The organism is Streptomyces sp. BK79, assembly GCF_044142145.1.
GTDB lineage: Bacteria > Actinomycetota > Actinomycetes > Streptomycetales > Streptomycetaceae > Streptomyces.
Genome location: NZ_JBHVOC010000011.1, coordinates 52,225 through 72,087, shown reverse-complemented (window position 1 = coordinate 72,087; position 19,863 = coordinate 52,225). Strand labels below are relative to the sequence as shown.

Genomic DNA, 19,863 nt, shown 5'->3' with positions numbered 1-19,863 from the left:
CGGAGTTGCCGCCATGCCGTCCAATGACGTCCGGACCTTGCTTCAGGCTGCCGTGCCCACGGCTGCCGTCGGCGCAGTAGCCGCCGTCGTCAGCGCCGTGGTCGCCGGCGGCAAGGGGGCCCTCGGAGCCGTCGTCGCGACCGTGCTGGCGATGCTCTTCATGGGGATCGGTCTCTACGTCCTGCAGCGCACCGCCAAGACGCTTCCGCACCTTTTCCAGGCGATGGGCCTGATGCTCTACGCGGCCCAGATCCTGCTGCTGTTCGTCTTCCTGGCCACGTTCAAGAACACGACGCTGTTCAACCCCCGGTCCTTCGCCATCACTCTGGTCGTCGCCACGCTCACGTGGATCGCCGCGCAGACGCGGGCGCACATGAAGGCCAAGATTCTCTACGTGGAGCCCGAGTCGAGCGACAAGTCCGAAAAGACGGGCCGCTCGTCGTGAGGGGTAGGGCCGGGATAAAGAGGCATGTGAAGTCCTGCTATCGTCCGGTGCCAACTGCGGCATCGCGGGCGCGGGCATTCGAGCTGACGCCTGCTCATTCGCGAGGCGAGATGCCCCACAGCCGCCCCCACACCCGTAACACCAGTCCCGTGCCGAACAGCGGCCCCGCGCCGCGCCGACACAACGAGGTTGCCGTACCCATGCGCCACGATGAAGGAGCCCGCGGTGAGTGCTGACCCGACGCAGGTGCTCGCCTTCGAGACCGACTGCCACATCTTCGACGGATGTGGTTTCCCGGCTCCCGGCCTGCACTCGTTCCTCTTCGAGCCGCTCTGGGGCAACGCAGACGGCAACGGCCTGTACTTCAACAAGCCGATGCTGCTGGCGCTGCTCGGGTCGATCGTCATCGTGGGCTTCTTCTGGGCGGCGTTCGGCAAGCCGAAGGTCGTCCCGGGCAAGCTCCAGATGGTCGCCGAGGCCGGGTACGACTTCATCCGCCGCGGCGTCGTCTACGAGACCCTCGGCAAGAAGGAAGGCGAGAAGTACGTCCCGCTCGTCGTCTCGCTCTTCTTCTTCATCTGGATGATGAACCTCTGGTCGATCATCCCGGTCGCCCAGTTCCCGGTGACGTCGATCATCGCCTACCCCGCCGCCATGGCCGCGATCGTCTACATCCTGTGGGTGTCGCTCACCTTCAAGCGCCACGGCTTCGTCGGCTTCTTCAAGAACGTCACGGGCTACGACAAGTCGCTCGGCGCGGTGCTGCCGCTCGCGATGACCATCGAGTTCTTCTCGAACCTGATCGTCCGCCCCTTCACGCACGCCGTCCGGCTCTTCGCGAACATGTTCGCGGGCCACACGCTGCTGCTCCTCTTCACGATCGCCAGCTGGTACCTGCTGAACGGCATCGGCATCGCCTACGCCGGCGTCTCGTTCGTGATGACGATCGTCATGACGGCCTTCGAGCTCTTCATCCAGGCCGTGCAGGCGTACGTGTTCGTCTTGCTGACCTGCACCTACATCCAGGGCGCGCTCGCCGAGCACCACTGAGTCCGTCCCGCCTCGTACCCCCCCAGCCGTCCGGTGGCCAACCCCCACCGGTCCGTAAAGAGAAGGAAGAACTGGCATGTCCCAGACCCTTGCTGCCGTCGAAGGTTCGCTCAGCTCCGTCGGTTACGGCCTGGCCGCCATTGGCCCCGGCGTCGGCGTCGGCATCATCTTCGGCAACGGCACCCAGGCCCTCGCCCGCCAGCCCGAGGCGGCCGGTCTGATCCGCGCCAACCAGATCCTGGGCTTCGCGTTCTGTGAGGCGCTCGCCCTCATCGGTCTCGTCATGCCGTTCGTCTACTAAGACGAGCACTGACGACCGACCCTTTCGACGAAAGGCACTGATGTGAACTCCGCCCTGGTTTTCCTGGCGGCTGAGGGTGAGAAGGAGAATCCCCTCATTCCGCCGTGGCCGGAAGTTGTCATCGGCCTCCTCGCTTTCGTCATCGTCTTCGGCTTCCTCGCCAAGAAGCTGCTCCCGAACATCAACAAGGTTCTGGAAGAGCGTCGCGAGGCCATCGAGGGCGGTATCGAGAAGGCCGAGGCCGCGCAGACCGAGGCCCAGAGCGTCCTTGAGCAGTACAAGGCACAGCTCGCCGAGGCCCGGCACGAGGCCGCGCGCCTGCGTCAGGAGGCGCAGGAGCAGGGCGCCACGCTCATCGCCGAGATGCGCGCGGAAGGCCAGCGGCAGCGTGAGGAGATCATCGCCGCCGGTCACGCCCAGATCCAGGCCGACCGCAAGGCCGCGGCGTCCGCGCTGCGCCAGGACGTCGGCAAGCTGGCCACCGACCTGGCCGGCAAGCTCGTCGGCGAGTCCCTCGAGGACCACGCCCGCCAGAGCCGCGTCATCGACCGCTTCCTGGACGAGCTGGACGACAAGGCGACGAAGGCAGAGGCGACCCGATGAACGGAGCGAGCCGCGAGGCCCTGGCTGCCGCACGCGAGCGTCTCGACGCGCTGACGGACTCCACGTCCGTGGACGCCGGCTCGCTCGCCGACGAGCTGGCCGCCGTCACCGCGCTCCTCCACCGCGAGGTGTCGCTGCGTCGGGTCCTCACCGACCCGGCGCAGGACGGTCAGGCCAAGGCGGACCTCGCCCAGCGCCTCCTCGGCACCCAGGTCAGCGGTGCCACCGCCGACCTGGTCGCCGGCCTGGTGCGCTCCCGCTGGTCGCAGTCCCGCGACCTGGTGGACGCGCTGGAGGAGCTGGCGAACACCGCCGACCTCACCGCCGCCCAGAAGCGGGGCCGGCTCGACAACGTCGAGGACGAGCTGTTCCGGTTCGGCCGGATCGTCTCCTCGAACACCGAGCTGCGCGCCGCGCTGACCAACCGGTCGGCCACCACCTCGGCCAAGGGCGAGCTGCTGCGCGGCCTGCTCGGCGGCCGGGCGGAGCGGACCACCGAGCGTCTGGTGACGCGCCTTGTCACCGCGCCGCGGGGACGTAGCCTGGAGTCGGGACTCGAGTCCCTGTCCAAGCTCGCCGCCGACCGGCGGGACCGGATGGTCGCCGTCGTCACCTCGGCGGTGCCGCTGGACGACACGCAGAAGCAGCGCCTCGGCGCGGCCCTCGCGAAGATCTACGGCCGCCCGATGCACCTCAACCTCGACGTGGACCCCGAGGTCCTCGGCGGGATCCGGGTGCAGGTCGGCGACGAGGTCATCAACGGCTCCATCGCGGACCGCCTGGAGGACGCCGGCCGCCGACTGGCGAGCTGACGCTCCCGCGCGACAACAGCATCACAAGCAGTAGCAGTACGTACTTACGACGGCCCTGGTTGGGCCGTGCAGAGGATTCACCTCTTATTGGGGGGAGTCCCGACTCGTGGAATACCCCCCAAGTGAAACTTCGGGCCCAACAAGGAGAGCAGGGAACTCAGATGGCGGAGCTCACGATCCGGCCGGAGGAGATCCGGGACGCACTGGAGAACTTCGTCCAGTCGTACAAGCCGGACGCGGCCTCGCGCGAGGAGGTCGGTACGGTCACCCTTGCCGGCGACGGCATCGCGAAGGTCGAGGGCCTGCCCTCGGCCATGGCCAACGAACTGCTGAAGTTCGAGGACGGCACCCTCGGCCTCGCCCTCAACCTGGAGGAGCGCGAGATCGGTTGCGTCGTCCTCGGTGAGTTCAGCGGTATCGAGGAGGGCCAGCCGGTCACCCGCACCGGCGAGGTCCTGTCGGTCGCCGTGGGCGAGGGCTACCTCGGCCGCGTGGTCGACCCCCTCGGCAACCCGATCGACGGCCTCGGCGAGATCGAGACCGAGGGCCGCCGCGCCCTCGAGCTGCAGGCCCCCACGGTCATGCAGCGCAAGTCGGTGCACGAGCCGATGGAGACGGGCTACAAGGCCGTCGACGCCATGACCCCGATCGGCCGTGGTCAGCGTCAGCTGATCATCGGCGACCGCCAGACCGGCAAGACCGCCCTGGCCGTCGACACGATCATCAACCAGCGTGACAACTGGCGCACCGGCGACCCGAAGAAGCAGGTCCGCTGCATCTACGTCGCCATCGGCCAGAAGGGCTCCACCATCGCGTCGGTCCGCCGCGCGCTGGAGGAGAACGGCGCGCTGGAGTACACGACCATCGTGGCCGCCCCGGCGTCCGACCCGGCCGGCTTCAAGTACCTGGCGCCGTACACCGGCTCGGCCATCGGCCAGCAGTGGATGTACGAGGGCAAGCACGTCCTGATCATCTTCGACGACCTGTCGAAGCAGGCCGACGCCTACCGCGCCGTGTCGCTGCTGCTGCGCCGCCCGCCGGGCCGCGAGGCCTACCCGGGTGACGTCTTCTACCTGCACTCCCGTCTGCTGGAGCGCTGCGCCAAGCTCTCCGACGCCGAGGGTGCCGGCTCGATGACCGGTCTGCCGATCGTCGAGACCAAGGCCAACGACGTCTCGGCGTTCATCCCGACCAACGTCATCTCCATCACCGACGGCCAGTGCTTCCTGGAGTCCGACCTGTTCAACGCCGGTCAGCGCCCGGCCCTGAACGTCGGTATCTCGGTCTCCCGCGTCGGTGGCTCCGCCCAGCACAAGGCCATGAAGCAGGTCTCCGGCCGGCTCCGCGTGGACCTCGCCCAGTTCCGTGAGCTGGAGGCGTTCGCCGCCTTCGGTTCCGACCTGGACGCCGCGTCGAAGGCGCAGCTGGAGCGCGGTCAGCGCATGGTCGAGCTGCTGAAGCAGGACCAGTACCAGCCGATGGCCACCGAGGACCAGGTCGTCTCCGTCTGGGCCGGCACCACCGGCAAGATGGACGAGGTGCCGGTCGCCGACATCCGCCGCTTCGAGAAGGAGCTCCTGGAGTACCTGCACCGCAAGGAGCAGGGCCTCATGACCTCCATCCGCGAGGGCGGCAAGATGTCCGACGACACCCTCCAGGCCGTCGCCGAGGCGATCACCGCGTTCAAGAAGCAGTTCGAGACCTCGGACGGCAAGCTGCTCGGCGAGGACGCCCCGTCCGTCGCCAAGTGACGTAAGGAAGGGACCTGACTCATGGGAGCCCAGCTCCGGGTCTACAAGCGTCGCATCCGATCCGTCACCGCGACCAAGAAGATCACCAAGGCGATGGAGATGATCGCCGCCTCGCGCGTCGTCAAGGCGCAGCGCAAGGTGGCGGCCTCCACGCCGTACGCGCAGGAACTGACCCGCGCGGTCACGGCGGTCGGAACCGGGTCGAACACGAAGCACCCGCTCACCACGGAGGCGGACAACCCGGCCCGTGCCGCGGTCCTGCTCCTCACGAGCGACCGCGGTCTGGCCGGCGCCTTCAACTCCAACGCCATCAAGGCGGCGGAGCAGCTGACCGAGCGCCTCGAGCGCGAGGGCAAGCAGGTCGACACGTTCATCGTCGGCCGGCGCGGTCTGGCCCACTACAACTTCCGTGAGCGCAAGGTCGCGGAGTCGTTCACGGGCTTCACCGACGAGCCCTCGTACGCGGACGCCAAGAAGGTCGCGGCGCCGCTGATCGAGGCCATCGAGAAGGAGACGGCGGACGGCGGCGTGGACGAGCTCCACATCGTCTACACCGAGTTCGTCTCGATGATGACGCAGACGGCGGTCGACTCCCGGCTGCTCCCGCTGCGCCTCGAAGAGGTGGCTCAGGAGTCGACGGCGAAGGACGAGATCCTTCCGCTGTACGACTTCGAGCCGTCGGCGGAGGACGTCCTCGACGCCCTGCTGCCCCGCTACGTGGAGAGCCGCATCTACAACGCGCTGCTCCAGTCGGCCGCCTCGAAGCACGCCGCCACGCGGCGCGCGATGAAGTCGGCCACCGACAACGCGGGCGAGCTGATCAACACGCTCTCCCGTCTTGCCAACGCGGCCCGCCAGGCCGAAATCACCCAGGAAATCAGCGAGATCGTCGGTGGCGCCAGCGCCCTGGCCGACGCGACCGCGGGGAGTGACAACTAATGACCACCACTGTTGAGCCGACCGCTGCGGCGGGCGTGGCCACCGGCCGCGTCGCGCGGGTCATCGGCCCGGTCGTCGACGTGGAGTTCCCCGTCGACGCCATGCCGGAGATCTACAACGCCCTCCACGTCGAGGTCGCCGACCCGGCGAAGGCGGGCGAGCTGAAGAAGCTGACCCTGGAGGTCGCCCAGCACCTGGGTGACGGCCTGGTCCGCACCATCTCCATGCAGCCCACCGACGGCCTGGTCCGCCAGGCCCCGGTGACCGACACGGGCTCCGCCATCTCCGTGCCCGTCGGCGACTTCACCAAGGGCAAGGTGTTCAACACCCTCGGCGAGGTGCTGAACGTCGACGAGACCTACACCGGCGAGCGCTGGCCGATCCACCGCAAGGCGCCCAACTTCGACGAGCTCGAGTCGAAGACCGAGATGTTCGAGACCGGCGTCAAGGTCATCGACCTGCTGACCCCGTACGTCAAGGGCGGCAAGATCGGTCTGTTCGGCGGCGCCGGCGTGGGCAAGACGGTGCTCATCCAGGAGATGATCTACCGCGTCGCCAACAACCACGACGGTGTCTCCGTGTTCGCCGGTGTCGGTGAGCGCACCCGTGAGGGCAACGACCTCATCGACGAGATGAGCGAGTCCGGCGTCATCGACAAGACCGCGCTGGTCTTCGGTCAGATGGACGAGCCGCCGGGCACCCGTCTGCGCGTCGCGCTGGCCGGCCTGACCATGGCCGAGTACTTCCGTGACGTCCAGAAGCAGGACGTGCTGTTCTTCATCGACAACATCTTCCGCTTCACGCAGGCCGGTTCCGAGGTCTCGACCCTGCTCGGCCGCATGCCCTCCGCGGTGGGCTACCAGCCGAACCTGGCCGACGAGATGGGTCTCCTCCAGGAGCGCATCACCTCGACCCGCGGTCACTCGATCACCTCGATGCAGGCGATCTACGTCCCCGCGGACGACCTGACCGACCCGGCCCCGGCCACCACCTTCGCCCACCTCGACGCGACGACGGTGCTCTCCCGTCCGATCTCCGAGAAGGGCATCTACCCGGCCGTGGACCCGCTGGACTCGACGTCCCGCATCCTCGACCCGCGGTACATCGCGGCGGACCACTACCAGGCCGCGATGCGCGTGAAGAGCATCCTGCAGAAGTACAAGGACCTGCAGGACATCATCGCGATCCTCGGTATCGACGAGCTGGGCGAGGAGGACAAGCTCGTCGTCCACCGTGCCCGTCGCGTGGAGCGCTTCCTGTCCCAGAACACCCACGTCGCCAAGCAGTTCACCGGCGTCGACGGGTCGGACGTCCCGCTGGACGAGTCGATCGCGGCCTTCAACGCGATCTGCGACGGCGAGTACGACCACTTCCCGGAGCAGGCGTTCTTCATGTGCGGTGGTATCGAGGACCTGAAGAAGAACGCGAAGGAGCTCGGCGTCTCCTGAGCCTCGTGCTCACCGTGAGCCCCCGGGCTCACACCGGAGGGGGCGGGCGCGTCCCGCCCCCTCCGTCACGCCCCTTAGACTTGTAACCAACACCCGGCTCTCCCGCCGGGTGGTGACCCGAGGAGCCACCTTGGCTGCTGAGCTGCACGTCGCGCTGGTCGCGGCCGACCGAGAGGTCTGGTCCGGCGAGGCCACCCTGGTCGTCGCGCGCACCACGTCCGGCGACATCGGCGTCATGCCCGGTCACCAGCCGCTGCTCGGTGTGCTGGAGTCGGGCCCGGTGACCATCCGTACGAGTGAGGGTGGGACGGTCGTCGCCGCGGTGCACGGCGGTTTCATCTCGTTCGCGGACAACAAGCTGTCCCTGCTGGCCGAGATCGCCGAGCTGTCGGACGAGATCGATGTCCAGCGCGCGGAGCGGGAGCTCGAGCGCGCGAAGGCGGAGGGCGACGCCCACGCCGAGCGTCGCGCGGACGTCCGACTGCGCGCGGCGGCGGGGCGCTGAACCACGGCGCTGTGCTATGACGTCACTCAGCCGCGGCTGGGACCGGAGCGATCCGGACCCGGCCGCGGCTGAGGCAGATCCGGGTGTTTTTTCCGTTCCGTTACCTAGGAGACGAGGAGGTCGGTGCCGATGGTCCTCGCTCTGACTGTGTGCGGAATCGCCGTCGCCCTGGTGGTGATCGGGCTCTTCGTCTTCGGTCTGCGCCGCCGGCTGATCCAGCGTTCGGGCGGCACCTTCGACTGTTCCCTGCGCTGGGACGCGCCCAAGGAGGGTGACGCCGGCGGCAAGGGCTGGGCCTACGGGGTGGCCCGCTACAACGGCGACCGGGTCGAGTGGTACCGCGTCTTCTCGTACTCCCCGCGCCCGCGCCGCGTCTTGGAGCGCTCCGCGATCGAGGTGGCCGGCCGCCGGCTCCCGGACGGCGAGGAGGAGCTGGCGCTGCTCTCCGACGCCGTGGTCCTCGCGTGTCTCCATCGGGGGACGCGGCTCGAACTGGCGATGAGCGAAGACGCGCTGACCGGATTCCTCGCGTGGCTGGAGGCAGCCCCGCCCGGTCAGCGCGTCAATGTGGCTTAGGGAAAGTGTTCTACTTCAGGTTCCTTACTTCAGGCCGCTGCTGATGGCGCCCACCAGCTCGCCGTTCGCGGTGTCGCCGCTGAACTCCCAGAAGAAGGCGCCGCCCAGGCCCTGGTTCTTGGCCCAGGTCATCTTGCCCGCGATGGTCGACGGCGTGTCGTACGACCACCACTGGCTGCCGCAGTGGGCGTACGCCGTGCCGGCGACGGTGCCGGTGACGGGGCAGGCGTTCTTGAGGACCTTGTAGTCCTCGATGCCCGCCTCGTAGGTGCCGGGCGCCGGTCCGGTCGCCGTGCCGCCGGGGGCGGACTGGGTGACGCCGGTCCAGCCGCGGCCGTAGAAGCCGATGCCGAGCAGGAGCTTGGCGGCCGGCACGCCCTTGGCCTTGAGCTTGGCGATCGCGTCGGCGGAGTTGAAGCCCGCGGTCGGGATGCCGTCGTACGCGGTCAGCGGGGAGTGCGGGGCGGTCGGGCCGGTCTTGGCCCACGCGCCGAAGTAGTCGTAGGTCATCACGTTGTACCAGTCGAGGTACTGGGCGGCGCCGCCGTAGTCGGCGGCGTCGATCTTGCCGCCGGCGGAGCCGTCCGCGGTGATGGCGGCGGTGACGAGGTAGTCGGAGCCGAACTCGGCGCGCAGTGCCTGGGACAGGTTCTTGAAGGCCGCGGGGCCGGAGGTGTCACAGGTCAGGCCGCAGGCGTTCGGGTACTCCCAGTCGATGTCGATGCCGTCGAAGACGTCGGCCCAGCGCGGGTCCTCCACGACGGCCTTGCAGGACTTGGCGAACGCGGCCGGGTTCTGCGCGGCCTGGCCGAAGCCGCCGGAGTAGGTCCAGCCGCCGAAGGAGTACAGGACCTTGATGTGGGGGTACTTGGCCTTGAGCTGGCGCAGCTGGTTGAAGTTGCCGCGCAGCGGCTGGTCCCAGGTGTCGGCGGAGCCGCTGACGGACTGGTCGGCGGTGTAGGACTTCTCGTACGCGGCGAAGGTGTCGTCGACGGTGCACTGACCGTTCTTGACGTTGCCGAACGCGTAGTTGATGTGGGTGATCTTGGAGGCGGAGCCCGAGGTCACCAGGTTCTTGACGTGGTAGTTGCGGCCGTAGACGCCCCACTCGGTGAAGTAGCCGAGGTTGACCTTGCCGCCCGGGCCGGGCTCGTTGCCCCCGCCGCCGGTGGTGCGGACCTTGACCGCGCCGCTGACCGGGCCGGTCTGGTCGGCGGTGTCGCGGGCCTGGACGGTGTAGGAGTAGTCGGTGCCGGCGGTCAGCCCGGTGTTGGTGTAGGTGGTGCCGGTGACCGTGGCGACCTTGGCGCCGTCGCGCAGGACGTCGTAGTTCTTGACGCCCTTGTCGTCGGTCGCCGCCGACCAGGTCAGTTTCACCGAGGTGTCGGTGACGGCCGAGGCGGTGGGCGTGCCGGGCGCGGAGGGCGCCGCGTCGCCGGGGACGGAGCCGCCGTCGCAGTTGCCGCCGTTGAGCTTGCAGTTGGCGGGGGAGCCGGGGCCGCTGCCGTTGAAGCCGAAGGAGACGGAGGCGCCGGGGGCGAGCGTCCCGTTCCAGCCGACGTTCTTGGCGGTCCAGTGGTCACCGGAGTTGGTGACCGTGGCGTCCCAGGCGGAGGTGACCTTGGTGCCGGAGGGGAAGTCCCACTCGACGGTCCAGGAGTTGAGCGTCGTGGTGCCGGTGTTCTTCACCGTCCAGTTGCCGCCGAAGCCGGAGCCCCAGTCCGAGGTCTTGGTGAAGGTCGCCGTCGCACTCGTCGCCGCCTGGGCCGGACTCGCCAGGCCCACCAGACCGACCAGCGGGAGCGACAGCGACGCGACCAGTGCCGCGACTCTGTGTCTGAAGCGCATGCCGCGCCTCCTTATGTGGGGTTGTCGGGGGCATGACTGAGCCTCATGCCCGCAGTGCCGCGAGGATAGAAAGGTCTGGACCATAGGTCAATAGGTCTGGACCAGTGATCAGTGGCGCCGCGGCGGGGCGGTCTGGATCCCCAACTCCTGCGCCAGCACCGCCGCTTGCACCCGGCTGCGCAGTCCCAGCTTGCCCAGCAGACGGCTGACGTGCGTCTTCACCGTCGCCTCGGCCATGTCCAGCCGCTCGGCGATCGCGGCGTTGGACATCCCCTCGCCGAGGCAGGACAGCACCTCGCGCTCGCGCCGGGTCAGGTCCCCGAGCGCCTCCGGAGCGGCCGCCGGTTCCCGGGCCGGCTTCGCGGCGAACTCGGCGATCAGCCGCCGGGTGACGGCCGGGGCGACGATCCCCTCGCCGCCCGCCACCGTGCGCACGGCCGTGAGCAGGTCCTGCGCCTCGGTGTTCTTCAGCAGGAACCCGGCGGCACCCGCCCGCAGCGCCCCGAAGACGTACTCGTCCAGGTCGAAGGTGGTCAGCACCAGGACGTCGGCGAGCTGCTCGCCGACCACCAGCCGGGTCGCCGACACCCCGTCGAGGCGGGGCATCTGCACGTCCATCAGCACCAGGTCGGGCCGCAGTTCGCGGGCGAGGGCAACCGCCTGCTCGCCGTCCGCTGCCTCCCCGACCACCTCGATGTCCGGTGCGCTGCCCAGGATCAGCACCAGCCCGGCCCGGACGGCCGACTGGTCCTCGGCGACGAGGACGCGGATCATGCGAGGTCTCCTTCGTTCAGGGGCAGGGTGGCACGCACGGTCCAGAGCTTGCCGCCCGCCGAGTCAGGGTCCGCGACCGGCCCCGCCTCGAAGGTGCCGTGCAGCAGCCCAGCCCGCTCCCGCATGCCGACCAGGCCGGCCCCCGAGCCGGGGGCGCGCGGGGTGTCCCGGTCGCCGTACGGGCTGCTCACCTCGACGTGCAGGACGTCGTCGTGCCGGTGGAGCCGGACGCGTACCGTGCCCGGCGCCGCGTGCTTGAGCGCGTTGGTGAGCGACTCCTGCACGATCCGGTAGGCGGCCAGCTCCACCGGCGCGGGCAGTCCCTCGCCGGGCGTGGCGTCCAGGGTGACGTCGAGTCCGTTGGCGCGGGCGCCGGCGACGAGGGCGCCCAGGCCGTCGAGGGTGGGCGCGGCGGCCGGCTCGGTGTCCCCGCCGGTGTCCCGCAGGATGCCGATCAGCCGGCGCATCTCGGCCAGCCCCTCGACGCTGTTCTCACGGATCACGCCGAGTGCCTGCCGGGTGGTGGCCGGGTCGTCCAGGGAGAGGGCGGCCGTGGAGTGGATGGCGATCGCGGAGAGGTGGTTGGCGACCATGTCGTGCAGTTCGCGGGCCATCCGGGAGCGCTCCGCGGTCACCGCCTGGACCCGGTCCATCTCGGCCAGCAGCGCGGTCTGCTCGGCCCGCAGCAGGGCGGCGTCGGCGGCCTCACGGTGGTTGCGCACGATCAGCCCCGTGGAGGCGGGCGCGAACGACACGATGCCGACGGCGACCCCGATGAGCAGCGCCTCGGGCACCCGCCACACCGCGAACGGCACCAGCGTCGCCGCCACGGTGAGCAGCCCGGTGATCCACGGGATGCGGCGGGCCGAGCCGGGCGGGCCGTACAGGACGGCGGCGTACATCAGGTCGGTGTACATGATCACCGTGACCAGGCTGCCCTGCGTGACCGTGTCCACGATCAGCGCGGCCGTGCCGATCAGCAGACCCGTGCGCGGGGCCGCCCGGCGCAGCAGCTCGCAGCCCGCCATGACGGCGAGCGGCACCAGCAGCGGCCAGCGGCCGTCGAACAGCACGATCGGCTCGCCGGCGGGCCGCACGCCCAGGCCGATGCCCCACAGCAGCAGTCCGCCCAGCAGGCCGGCCGACGCGGCGTACACGTCGAAGCGGCGCGGGCGGGGGAGTCGTAGGGCCATGCCACCATCCAACACGGCCCGCGCCCCGCCCGCCTGATGCCGGGGAACGGTCATGTCCTGCATCTTTCGATGTACCGGAGGTTCGTCACCGGCGACGACGAACGACGCGGATTCCGACGGGAGCCTGGAAGGGTGAACGAAGGGAGCACATCATGGTCGTCGCGTTGATCATCGCCTGTGAGGTCGGCTTCTGGGTGCTGCTGGCGCTCGGACTCGGCGCCCGCTACCTGCTGAAGTGGCGGCGCACCAGCGTGGTCCTGCTGCTGTGCGAGCCGGTGCTGGAACTGGTGCTGTTCGCCGTGACGGCGTACGACCTCAAGAACGGCGCCGAACCGGGCTGGGAGCACGGCCTGGCGGCGCTCTACATCGGCTACACGGTCGCGTACGGCCACTACACGATCCGCTGGCTCGACGGCCACGCCGCCCACCGCCTGGGCGGCGGCCCGCCCCCGGTCAAGCCCCCGCGCTACGGCAGGGCGCGGGCCGCCCACGAGGGCCGGCTGTGGCTGCGCACCCTGCTGGGCGCGGCCGTGGCGTGCGCGCTGCTCCAGGGCGCGGTCTGGTACGTCGGCGACGGAGACGTGTCGTCGCTGCGGGCCTTCCAGTGGGTGGCCGTCAGGGTCGCCGCCATCCACGGCCTGGTGGCGCTCGGGTACCTGATCTGGCCGAAGAAGGACCCTGCGGGAACGCCGGAGGTCACGGCCGGGCGCCGGCCGGAGAAGGAAGGCGCGCGCCGGTGAGGCACCTGCCGGAGCGGAACCTGTGGGAGGGCGGCGCCACCCTCGTGGCCGGCCTCGCCCTCTGGCTGTTCGCCGGGGACGTGCGGGTCCCCGTCGTCGACCTGCCGAAGGCCGGGATCGTGATGATGTGCGTCGGCGGCGCGCAGACCGCGTGGGGCCTGTTCCGGTCGGCGCGCCGACCGGCCTAGCGCTCCCCGCCCGGTACCCACAGCACGTCCCCGACCTCCTTGTTGGCCACCCGGGCCAGGATGAAGAGGAGGTCGGAGAGGCGGTTGAGGTAGGTGGCGGTGAGCGGGTTCATCGTCTCGCCGTGCACCTCCAGCGCCGCCCACGTGGAGCGCTCGGCCCGGCGGACCACCGTGCACGCCTGGTGCAGCAGGGCCGCGCCGGGCGTGCCGCCGGGCAGGATGAACGAGCGGAGCTTCTCCACCTCCGCCAGGAAGCGGTCGCAGTCGGCCTCCAGCTTGTCGACGTAGAACTGCTCGACCCGCAGCGGCGGGTACTCCGGGTTCTCCACCACCGGCGTGGACAGGTCCGCGCCCACGTCGAACAGGTCGTTCTGGACGCGGACGAGGACCTTGACGACCTCCTCGCGCAGACCGCCGAGGGCGATCGCCGTGCCGATCACCGCGTTCGCCTCGTTGGCGTCGGCGTACGCGGAGATGCGGAGGTCGGTCTTGGGGACCCGGCTCATGTCGCCGAGGGCGGTGGTGCCCTGGTCGCCGGTCCGGGTGTAGATGCGCGTCAGGTTGACCATGGGGCCAGCGTAGTGAGGGGCCGGCCGTCCGGAACACGCGTGTGCCCACCGTCACGGCCGGCGCGGTGAAGCCGCCGAGAAGGCCGTCCGGGAGACCGGCAGCGCGGACGACGACGCCACGCTGCTCCTGATGGTGAGTCAGGTCGACCGGACGAGCGAGAAGGTGCTCAACTACGCCGTACGGGGCGCGGGCTGACACCCGGCCGCCACCCCTCGGTGTGACGTCCGTCATTTGAGACGTGACGCGCGTTACTAACCGGTCACACAGCCTCTCACGCCCGCTAATCTCCGGCCGAGAGAAGAGAAACAGCGCGTATCAGGGGAGTCGCACAGTGGCACGGAAGCTCGCCGTCATCGGAGCCGGTCTCATGGGTTCCGGCATCGCCCAGGTCTCCGCCCAGGCGGGCTGGGACGTCGTCCTGCGCGACGTCACCGACGAGGCGCTGCGGCGCGGCACCGACGGCATCAAGGCGTCGTACGACAAGTTCGTCGCCAAGGGGAAGCTCGCCGCCGACGACACCGAGGCCGCCCTCGCCCGGATCACCGCGACCACCGACCTGGACGCCGTCGCCGACGCGGACGTCGTCGTCGAGGCCGTCTTCGAGAAGCTGGAAGTCAAGCACGAGATCTTCCGCGCCCTCGACAAGCTGGTGAAGGACGAGGCGATCCTCGCGTCCAACACCTCCGCCATCCCGATCACCAAGATCGCGGCCGTGACGGAGCGCCCCGAGCGGGTCGTCGGCACCCACTTCTTCTCGCCGGTGCCGATGATGCAGCTGTGCGAGCTGGTGCGCGGCTACAAGACCAGCGACGAAACCCTCGCCACCGCACGGGAGTTCGCCGAGTCCACCGGCAAGACCTGCATCGTCGTCAACCGCGACGTGGCCGGCTTCGTCACCACCCGCCTCATCTCCGCCCTCGTCGTCGAGGCCGCGAAGCTGTACGAGTCGGGCGTCGCCACCGCCGAGGACATCGACCTCGCCTGCAAGCTGGGCTTCGGCCACGCCATGGGGCCGCTGGCCACCGCCGACCTGACGGGCGTCGACATCCTGCTGCACGCCACCGGGAACATCTACACCGAGTCCCAGGACGAGAAGTTCGCCCCGCCGGAGCTGATGCGCCGGATGGTGGACGCCGGTGACATCGGCCGCAAGAGCGGGCAGGGCTTCTACAAGCACTGAGGTCGCATCACCCCCGGGAGACGTCACACGCCGGGGTGAATTCGGTATCGGTTCGCTTACAGGCGGCAACCTCCGATCGTTTCGGCCAGTCAGAGGTTGCAACACCTGATATCGCCGAGAGATCACCAGAAGAATCGACGAGACGAAACAGAGACCCACGCCGGGGAGCGCATATGCACATCAGGGGCGACCACGTCGAGCTGGTCGTCGGGGGCCGCCTCGACGTCCGCAGCGCGGCGGACGCCCGTACGGTCCTGCACTCGGCCGTCGACGACGGAGTCGGCGACCTGGTGCTGGACCTGTCCGAACTGGACTCCTGGGACGCCACCGGACTCGGCGTGATCATGGGAGCCCACCGGCGGGCCGGCCGCTGCGGCCGGCGGCTGGTGCTGCGCGGCGTACCGCCGCAGATGCAGCGCCTGCTGGTGGCGACCCGGCTGCACCGGATCCTGGCGATCGAGGGCGGCATCGGCGTGGAGACCCTGCCCAGGGTGTGAGGCCACGGGCCCGAGGTGCCCGGCGGACGGGGGAGACCCGGACACCGCCCGGCGAATCGCCCGACGCACGCAATCCTCACGAGACTGTGACGTCTCGGACGGGTCGGCACCCCGGGCTGTCGGAGATACTGGGCGAAGGTTTAAGGTCTGGCTGCCCGCCGCTTGCGACCCACTGGCGGGACCGGACCAGAAGCGACAGCGCGGTGTGCGGCAAGGCCGGGAGGGGTGGTCCCGACCGGGGACCGGCACACGACGCTTTTGGGGGGCTTGAACCTATGGACCCGAACAACCGGGGACCCGAGGAGTACGGCCACGACGGCGACCACCAGGCGTCGCGCCCGCGCCCGCCCAGGGACCCCCTCACACCCGACTTCGGACAGCACGCGCCCTCGCTCGCCCGCACGGTGCAGCTGGTCTCCGGCGACTTCCTGCTCACCGTCAACCCGGTCGACGGCAGCGAGATCGAGGTCTGCCCGCCCGCCGAGCGGCCGGCCCGCCCCGAGAAGCTCACCGCGGCCGAACGCGCCGAGGTGGCCCGCGCCGTCCGGCCGCCCGTCCCGCCCGGACCGGCCCGCACCGTGCTGGGGCTGCTGGCCCGCGACGACGAGCGCGAGCGCCTGGTGCGTCTCCTCGCCCGCGGCCGCTCCGTCCGCCTCACCGGCGCCGCAGGTTCCGGCCGCACCAGCCTCCTCGACGTCGTCGCAGAGGACTGCGCGGGCCTCGCACCCGACGGCGTGGTCCGGCTCAGCGGCTTCCACCGCACCGCCGACGACCTCCTCCACGACCTCTTCCACGCCGTCCACCGCGCGCCCCTGCACCGCCCCGACCGGGAGGAACTGCTCGCCCGGCTCCGCGAGGTCGGCGCGGTCGTCGTCCTGGACGACGTCGAGTTCGGCGGCACCGCCCTCGACGAGCTGCTGGACGCCACCCCCGAGTGCGCCTGGCTCATCGCCGCCACCCCCGACGTGTCCGCCCCCTCGGCCGACTCCGCCGTCGAGGAGGTCTTCCTCACCGGCCTGGACCGCTCGGACGGCGTGGAGCTGCTGGAGCGCGCCGCCGGACGCGCCCTCACCGAGGAGGAGGCCGGCTGGGCCGGCGACCTCTGGTTCGAGTCCGAGGGCCTGCCGCTGCGCTTCGTCCAGGCCGGCGCCCTGCTGCGCCGGCGCGACCGGGAGCGGGCCGGCGCCGACGCGGTCGACGAGTTCGGCGTCTTCGCCGACGCCCGGCCCGCCGACGAGATCCCCTACGGCACCGCCGAGAGCGACGACGTACCCCTGCCGTCCCTCGGTGAGGCCGCCGCGCCCGCGCCGCTGCTCGCCTCCCGGCTGAGTGCCTCGGCCCGCGCCACGCTGGAGTTCGCCGTCGCCCTCGGCGGCGAGGTGCCGCACCAGGCGCATCTGCCCGCGCTGGTCGGCGACACCCACGCGGACGCCGCCCTGGGCGAGCTGGCCGACTGCGGGCTGGTCTCCCCGGTCGGCTCCCGCTACCGGCTCGCCGCCGGGGTGCTCACCCAGCTGGAGAGCGCCGGGTACGCCGACGACGTACGGGACCGGGCGCTGGCCGCCGCCCAGCACTACGCCTGGTGGGCCGGGCACCCCTCGGTCACCCCGGAGCGGGTCTGCGCCGAGGCCGACGCCGTGCTGGCCGCCCTCGCGGTGCTGGTACCGGCGACCACCCCGCCCGCGGCCGACGAGGACAGCCCCGCCGTCCAGCTGGCCCGCACCGCGGCGCCCGCGTTCGCCGCCGGGCTGCACTGGAGCGCCTGGGAGCGGGCGCTGCGCTCGGGCACCCAGGCGTCCCGGCTCGCCGGTGACGTCGCCGAGCAGGCCTACTTCCACCACGAACTGGGCGTTCTCGCGCTGTGCGAGGGCCGCCTCGACCGGGCCCGTGCCGAACTGGAGGCATCCATCGGGCTGCGCGGCGCGCTGTCCGACAAGCGCGGCGCCGTAGCGGGCCGCCGTGCCCTCACTCTGGTCGCCGACCGGACGGGTGACACGCCCGGCCTCGGCCTCGGTACCGGCGCGGGCGTCGGGCCGGGCGCCGCGGGGGCCGGTGCCGGACTCGGCGTCGTCGGTGTGGGACTCGGCCTCGGACCGACCGCCGGGGAGGAGGTGCCCGACGCCCGCCACGAGGAGTCGGCGTCGCCGCCCGCGGGCGTACCCGCGCCCTTCCCGCCGCTCCAGCCGCCTCCGCAGTCCCCGACCCTGGTCACCCGCCGGGAGACCTCCTCCGGACCGTCCCGCAAGGGGGGCCCCGGCATCAAGGGCTTCGCCCGGCGCAACCTCGTGGCCGCCGGAGCGGGCGCGCTGCTCGTCGCCGTGCTCGGCACGGTGGTGACCCTGGGCGCCACCTCCGACAGTGACGCGGGTGACCCCTCCGACCAGGTCGGCGTCAACCCGTCGGCCAGCCAGGGCGTCGACGACGGCGGCCTCGGCGCGGACCGGCCGTCGGACGACGGCGCGGGCCCGGGGGACACCGGCGCCCCGGCCGACCCCGGCCCGGACGGCACGCCCGGGACGTCGGACGACCCGACGCCGAGCGAGTCGGCGACGCCGTCGGACGGCGCGAGCAGCCCGGACAGCACCGGGAGCCCGAGCGACGACGAGAGCCCGGACGGCTCACAGTCCCCGGACGAGTCGAGCAAGCCGCCGTCCTCGCCCTCGACCAGGCCGACCTCGCCGAAGCCCACGGACACCGAGCCGACCGATCCCGGGACGCCCACGGAGACCGAGGAGCCCACCACGCCCGCGCCCAGCGACACGGCCACGCCCCCGCCGCCGTCGACCCCGGAGACGTCCAACAGCGCCACCGGGCCGGGTACGCCCCCCGCCACCGCCGGCTCCCCGGCGGGCACCGCCTCGCAGAGCAGCACCGCGACCACCGGCACGGGGACGCCGAGCGGCTCGGGGCCGGCGACGGAGCAGATCATCTGACGCTCCCGGGACGACCGCTCCCGGGACGACCGCCGACGGGATCACCGCTCCCGGGACGACGCGAGAGGGCCGGGTCCGCCACGGACCCGGCCCTCTCGTACGTACGTCGTGGGTGAAGCCGCCGCTCAGAACAGCCGCAGCTTGTCGTCCTCGATGCCCCGCAGGGCGTTGTAGTCCAGTACCTGGCAGCCGATCCCGCGGTCGGTGGCGAGCACGCGGGCCTGCGGCTTGATCTCCTGGGCGGCGAAGACGCCGCGCACCGGGGCGAGGTGGGGATCGCGGTTCAACAGCTCCAGGTAGCGCGTGAGTTGCTCCACGCCGTCGATCTCGCCGCGGCGCTTGATCTCGACCGCGACGGTCCGGCCCTCGGCGTCCCGGCACAGGATGTCGACGGGGCCGATGGCGGTCATGTACTCACGGCGGATGAGGGTGTAGCCCTCGCCCAGGGTCTCGATGCGGTCGGCGAGCAGCTCCTGGAGGTGCGCTTCCACGCCGTCCTTGATCAGGCCCGGGTCGACGCCCAGTTCGTGCGAGGAGTCGTGGAGGATCTCCTCCATCGTGATGATGAGCTTCTCGCCCGCCTTGTTGACGACGGTCCAGACGCCCTCCTCCTCGCCGGTCCCCTCCTTCAGCGTGCAGGGCGGCGACATCCAGTTGAGGGGCTTGTAGGCCCGGTCGTCGGCGTGGATCGAGACGCTGCCGTCCGCCTTGACCAGGATCAGCCGGGGGGCCGAGGGCAGGTGGGCGGTGAGCCGTCCGGCGTAGTCGACGGAGCAGCGGGCAATGACGAGACGCATGGTCGGCAACGCTACTCGACGCGCCCGGCCCGGCGCGATTCGCCCGTGCGGGGACGGCCGCGCGGGCTGTCCCACTTCTCCCCTTGGCACCGTCTTGCGCACTGGCCGATTGTGGGCCCACGGGATCGGGCCCATCTGGGCATTCTCCTGGTGCGGTCACGATCGGTTGCTTACGGTATTGAACGGGAGGTCGCGAGGTGTGTACGCAGCGTGTTCAAGATCGCGCGCTCCCTTAACTGTCCGGCAACCCCTGTCCGTCGGGGGTGCGAGAGGAGAACCCATGTCGCTCGACGTCTCACCGGCCCTACTCGAACAGGCCGAGCGAGGCGAGGTCGACGAAGCAGCCTTCGTCGACTGCGTCCGGACTTCCCTGCCTTACGCATGGGAGATGGTCAGCTCTTTGGTGGCACAGCTGAAGGTCGACGGCGGTGCGTTCGCCGACAACCAGACGCCCCCGCCGGACGAGCAGGCGCGCGGTCAGCTGCTGCGCGCGCTCGCGAGTGACGCCATACGCGGTGCGCTGCAGCGCCACTTCGGGGTGCGGCTGGCGTTCCAGAACTGCCACCGGGTGGCGGTGTTCCCGTTGGACTCCTCCGTCGACGAGAAGCTGACCCGTTTCACCTCGGTGCGCAGCCAGGTCCTGAACCAGTCGCCCGAATTCCGCGACTGCTGACCGCGACCGTCGTCGGCTTGCCGCTCCGTACGTGGGAGGT

Annotated in this window: 21 protein-coding genes; 16 read left to right on the top strand and 5 right to left on the bottom strand. The window is 70.8% G+C overall.

Translation table 11 applies throughout. The features are described from left to right. Window positions 1-13 precede the first annotated feature (13 nt). The 10 genes from ACFIF2_RS15635 (at window position 14) to ACFIF2_RS15590 (ending at window position 8,430) form a co-directional block, all read left to right on the top strand. The gene (locus ACFIF2_RS15635; protein ID WP_395573246.1) at window positions 14-445 is read left to right on the top strand and encodes a hypothetical protein; all 432 of its coding nucleotides are present in this window, start codon (window positions 14-16) and stop codon (window positions 443-445) included. A gap of 210 nt (window positions 446-655) precedes the next feature. After that, the gene (gene atpB / locus ACFIF2_RS15630; RefSeq protein WP_395573245.1) at window positions 656-1,495 is read left to right on the top strand and encodes a F0F1 ATP synthase subunit A; all 840 of its coding nucleotides are present in this window, start codon (window positions 656-658) and stop codon (window positions 1,493-1,495) included. Window positions 1,496-1,571: 76 nt separating this feature from the next. After that, on the top strand, window positions 1,572-1,796 hold the full coding sequence (atpE, locus tag ACFIF2_RS15625; RefSeq protein WP_030545783.1) for an ATP synthase F0 subunit C: 225 nt from the start codon (window positions 1,572-1,574) through the stop codon (window positions 1,794-1,796). Window positions 1,797-1,838: 42 nt separating this feature from the next. After that, window positions 1,839-2,399, top strand: coding sequence for a F0F1 ATP synthase subunit B (locus ACFIF2_RS15620; protein WP_395573244.1), 561 nt, complete (start codon window positions 1,839-1,841; stop codon window positions 2,397-2,399). Further along, window positions 2,396-3,211 (top strand): F0F1 ATP synthase subunit delta, encoded by an 816-nt coding sequence (locus ACFIF2_RS15615; RefSeq protein WP_395573243.1) that lies wholly within the window; start codon window positions 2,396-2,398, stop codon window positions 3,209-3,211. Before ACFIF2_RS15620 ends, ACFIF2_RS15615 begins: the two co-directional genes overlap by 4 nt. Window positions 3,212-3,372: 161 nt before the next feature. Then, a complete protein-coding gene (gene atpA, locus ACFIF2_RS15610) occupies window positions 3,373-4,962 on the top strand; it encodes a F0F1 ATP synthase subunit alpha (protein ID WP_395573242.1) in 1,590 nt (529 codons plus the stop codon). Between the two features lie 21 nt (window positions 4,963-4,983). Continuing rightward, complete coding sequence (locus tag ACFIF2_RS15605) at window positions 4,984-5,901, top strand: F0F1 ATP synthase subunit gamma (RefSeq protein WP_395573241.1); 918 nt, start codon at window positions 4,984-4,986, stop codon at window positions 5,899-5,901. Next, window positions 5,901-7,349 carry a F0F1 ATP synthase subunit beta gene (gene atpD / locus ACFIF2_RS15600; protein ID WP_395573240.1) on the top strand — a complete coding sequence of 483 codons (1,449 nt, stop codon included), beginning with the start codon at window positions 5,901-5,903 and terminating at the stop codon, window positions 7,347-7,349. The genes ACFIF2_RS15605 and atpD overlap by 1 nt, the downstream gene beginning before the upstream one ends. A gap of 130 nt (window positions 7,350-7,479) precedes the next feature. Then, entirely contained in the window at window positions 7,480-7,854 is a 375-nt protein-coding gene (locus ACFIF2_RS15595) for a F0F1 ATP synthase subunit epsilon (protein WP_395573239.1), read from the top strand. Window positions 7,855-7,983: 129 nt separating this feature from the next. Then, window positions 7,984-8,430: a DUF2550 domain-containing protein gene (locus tag ACFIF2_RS15590; RefSeq protein ID WP_395573238.1), complete on the top strand. Its 447-nt coding sequence runs from the start codon at window positions 7,984-7,986 to the stop codon at window positions 8,428-8,430. Window positions 8,431-8,454: 24 nt separating this feature from the next. Here ACFIF2_RS15590 and ACFIF2_RS15585 read toward each other — a convergent pair whose 3' ends face one another. From ACFIF2_RS15585 to ACFIF2_RS15575, 3 genes are all read right to left on the bottom strand, one after another. Next, window positions 8,455-10,278 carry a glycosyl hydrolase family 18 protein gene (locus tag ACFIF2_RS15585; RefSeq protein WP_395573237.1) on the bottom strand — a complete coding sequence of 608 codons (1,824 nt, stop codon included), beginning with the start codon at window positions 10,276-10,278 and terminating at the stop codon, window positions 8,455-8,457. 108 nt (window positions 10,279-10,386) lie between these two features. Further along, the gene (locus tag ACFIF2_RS15580; protein WP_395573236.1) at window positions 10,387-11,052 is read right to left on the bottom strand and encodes a response regulator; all 666 of its coding nucleotides are present in this window, start codon (window positions 11,050-11,052) and stop codon (window positions 10,387-10,389) included. Continuing rightward, window positions 11,049-12,245 carry a sensor histidine kinase gene (locus ACFIF2_RS15575; RefSeq protein ID WP_395573235.1) on the bottom strand — a complete coding sequence of 399 codons (1,197 nt, stop codon included), beginning with the start codon at window positions 12,243-12,245 and terminating at the stop codon, window positions 11,049-11,051. Before ACFIF2_RS15575 ends, ACFIF2_RS15580 begins: the two co-directional genes overlap by 4 nt. A 152-nt stretch (window positions 12,246-12,397) precedes the next feature. Here ACFIF2_RS15575 and ACFIF2_RS15570 point away from each other — a divergent pair, with 152 nt between their 5' ends. Both ACFIF2_RS15570 and ACFIF2_RS15565 read left to right on the top strand, forming a co-directional pair. Continuing rightward, a complete protein-coding gene (locus ACFIF2_RS15570) occupies window positions 12,398-12,985 on the top strand; it encodes a hypothetical protein (protein WP_395573234.1) in 588 nt (195 codons plus the stop codon). Beyond that, the gene (locus ACFIF2_RS15565) at window positions 12,982-13,173 is read left to right on the top strand and encodes a DUF5708 family protein (RefSeq protein ID WP_395573233.1); all 192 of its coding nucleotides are present in this window, start codon (window positions 12,982-12,984) and stop codon (window positions 13,171-13,173) included. The genes ACFIF2_RS15570 and ACFIF2_RS15565 overlap by 4 nt, the downstream gene beginning before the upstream one ends. Here the strand turns inward: ACFIF2_RS15565 and ACFIF2_RS15560 are convergent. Further along, window positions 13,170-13,742: a cob(I)yrinic acid a,c-diamide adenosyltransferase gene (locus tag ACFIF2_RS15560; RefSeq protein WP_395573232.1), complete on the bottom strand. Its 573-nt coding sequence runs from the start codon at window positions 13,740-13,742 to the stop codon at window positions 13,170-13,172. The genes ACFIF2_RS15565 and ACFIF2_RS15560 overlap by 4 nt on opposite strands. A 332-nt stretch (window positions 13,743-14,074) precedes the next feature. Here ACFIF2_RS15560 and ACFIF2_RS15555 point away from each other — a divergent pair, with 332 nt between their 5' ends. The 3 genes from ACFIF2_RS15555 to ACFIF2_RS15545 all read left to right on the top strand — a co-directional run bounded on the left by ACFIF2_RS15555 (window position 14,075) and on the right by ACFIF2_RS15545 (window position 18,353). Next, a complete protein-coding gene (locus ACFIF2_RS15555; protein ID WP_395573231.1) occupies window positions 14,075-14,923 on the top strand; it encodes a 3-hydroxyacyl-CoA dehydrogenase family protein in 849 nt (282 codons plus the stop codon). A gap of 173 nt (window positions 14,924-15,096) precedes the next feature. Then, window positions 15,097-15,420, top strand: a complete 324-nt coding sequence (locus tag ACFIF2_RS15550; RefSeq protein WP_003973611.1) for an STAS domain-containing protein — start codon at window positions 15,097-15,099, stop codon at window positions 15,418-15,420. Between the two features lie 275 nt (window positions 15,421-15,695). Beyond that, window positions 15,696-18,353 (top strand): ATP-binding protein, encoded by a 2,658-nt coding sequence (locus tag ACFIF2_RS15545; RefSeq protein WP_395573230.1) that lies wholly within the window; start codon window positions 15,696-15,698, stop codon window positions 18,351-18,353. Between the two features lie 125 nt (window positions 18,354-18,478). On the opposite strand, the gene nucS is transcribed toward ACFIF2_RS15545, so the two are convergent. Then, window positions 18,479-19,150: an endonuclease NucS gene (gene nucS / locus ACFIF2_RS15540; protein ID WP_210902104.1), complete on the bottom strand. Its 672-nt coding sequence runs from the start codon at window positions 19,148-19,150 to the stop codon at window positions 18,479-18,481. A 280-nt stretch (window positions 19,151-19,430) separates the two neighbouring features. On the opposite strand from nucS, the gene ACFIF2_RS15535 reads away from it, so the two are divergent. Then, entirely contained in the window at window positions 19,431-19,823 is a 393-nt protein-coding gene (locus tag ACFIF2_RS15535) for an SCO5389 family protein (protein ID WP_055421911.1), read from the top strand. The last annotated feature ends 40 nt before the right edge of the window (window positions 19,824-19,863 follow it).

Coding starts and splice junctions, on each gene's coding strand:
- ACFIF2_RS15635 (WP_395573246.1), top strand. CDS start 14: ATGCCGTCCAATGACGTCCGGACCTTGCTTCAGGCTGCCGTGCCCACG.
- atpB (WP_395573245.1), top strand. CDS start 656: ATGAAGGAGCCCGCGGTGAGTGCTGACCCGACGCAGGTGCTCGCCTTC.
- atpE (WP_030545783.1), top strand. CDS start 1,572: ATGTCCCAGACCCTTGCTGCCGTCGAAGGTTCGCTCAGCTCCGTCGGT.
- ACFIF2_RS15615 (WP_395573243.1), top strand. CDS start 2,396: ATGAACGGAGCGAGCCGCGAGGCCCTGGCTGCCGCACGCGAGCGTCTC.
- atpA (WP_395573242.1), top strand. CDS start 3,373: ATGGCGGAGCTCACGATCCGGCCGGAGGAGATCCGGGACGCACTGGAG.
- ACFIF2_RS15605 (WP_395573241.1), top strand. CDS start 4,984: ATGGGAGCCCAGCTCCGGGTCTACAAGCGTCGCATCCGATCCGTCACC.
- atpD (WP_395573240.1), top strand. CDS start 5,901: ATGACCACCACTGTTGAGCCGACCGCTGCGGCGGGCGTGGCCACCGGC.
- ACFIF2_RS15590 (WP_395573238.1), top strand. CDS start 7,984: ATGGTCCTCGCTCTGACTGTGTGCGGAATCGCCGTCGCCCTGGTGGTG.
- ACFIF2_RS15585 (WP_395573237.1), bottom strand. CDS start 10,278: ATGCGCTTCAGACACAGAGTCGCGGCACTGGTCGCGTCGCTGTCGCTC.
- ACFIF2_RS15580 (WP_395573236.1), bottom strand. CDS start 11,052: ATGATCCGCGTCCTCGTCGCCGAGGACCAGTCGGCCGTCCGGGCCGGG.
- ACFIF2_RS15575 (WP_395573235.1), bottom strand. CDS start 12,245: ATGGCCCTACGACTCCCCCGCCCGCGCCGCTTCGACGTGTACGCCGCG.
- ACFIF2_RS15570 (WP_395573234.1), top strand. CDS start 12,398: ATGGTCGTCGCGTTGATCATCGCCTGTGAGGTCGGCTTCTGGGTGCTG.
- ACFIF2_RS15560 (WP_395573232.1), bottom strand. CDS start 13,742: ATGGTCAACCTGACGCGCATCTACACCCGGACCGGCGACCAGGGCACC.
- ACFIF2_RS15550 (WP_003973611.1), top strand. CDS start 15,097: ATGCACATCAGGGGCGACCACGTCGAGCTGGTCGTCGGGGGCCGCCTC.
- ACFIF2_RS15545 (WP_395573230.1), top strand. CDS start 15,696: ATGGACCCGAACAACCGGGGACCCGAGGAGTACGGCCACGACGGCGAC.
- nucS (WP_210902104.1), bottom strand. CDS start 19,150: ATGCGTCTCGTCATTGCCCGCTGCTCCGTCGACTACGCCGGACGGCTC.
- ACFIF2_RS15535 (WP_055421911.1), top strand. CDS start 19,431: ATGTCGCTCGACGTCTCACCGGCCCTACTCGAACAGGCCGAGCGAGGC.